The sequence below is a fragment of the Streptomyces sp. DH12 genome (genome assembly GCF_020873895.1).
In the GTDB taxonomy this organism is placed as follows: Bacteria; Actinomycetota; Actinomycetes; order Streptomycetales; family Streptomycetaceae; genus Streptomyces.
Map to the genome: position 1 here is coordinate 1 of NZ_JAHWGT010000869.1, position 475 is coordinate 475.

The following is a 475-nucleotide window of genomic DNA, read 5'->3' on the forward strand; positions in this document are numbered from 1 at the left end:
GGACTCGACGCGCCCGGCGGGCGGCAGCGGCGGGAAGGTGCCGTGCCTGCGGGAGTACGCCATTGACCAGGCCTCCGGGATCAGCAACCGCCGGGCCTGCCCGGGCGTGTCCGCCACCGCCACGGTGCCGGAGACCACCACGTACGGCTCGTCCGCCCACGCGGAGGGGCGGAACTGCTCGCGGTAGCGGTCGACGCCGCGCCGCATCCGGTCGCGGTCGCGCAGGTCGCCGACGACCATCGGCAGCCCGGCGCGGGCGGCGATGTCCGCGCCCTCGCCCATCGCCAGGACGAACGGCGGCACGGTCAGCCCCTCGGGCGGCCGGGCGTGCACCCCGGTGGGAGAGGTGCCCTCGAACCAGCCGAGCAGCTCGTCGATCTGGGCGGCGAAGTCCTCCGCGTCGCCCTTGTCGCGCCCGAGCGCCCTGCGCACCCCGTCGGTGAACCCCACCGAGCGGCCCAGACCCATGTCGATC

General features: G+C 76.2%; 1 protein-coding gene. It reads right to left on the reverse strand.

Annotation, left to right across the window (positions count from 1 at the left end; all coding sequences use genetic code 11):
- Positions 1-475 (reverse strand): LLM class flavin-dependent oxidoreductase (locus tag LPA54_RS37520; protein WP_228984917.1); only part of this gene is annotated, 475 nt, incomplete at both ends.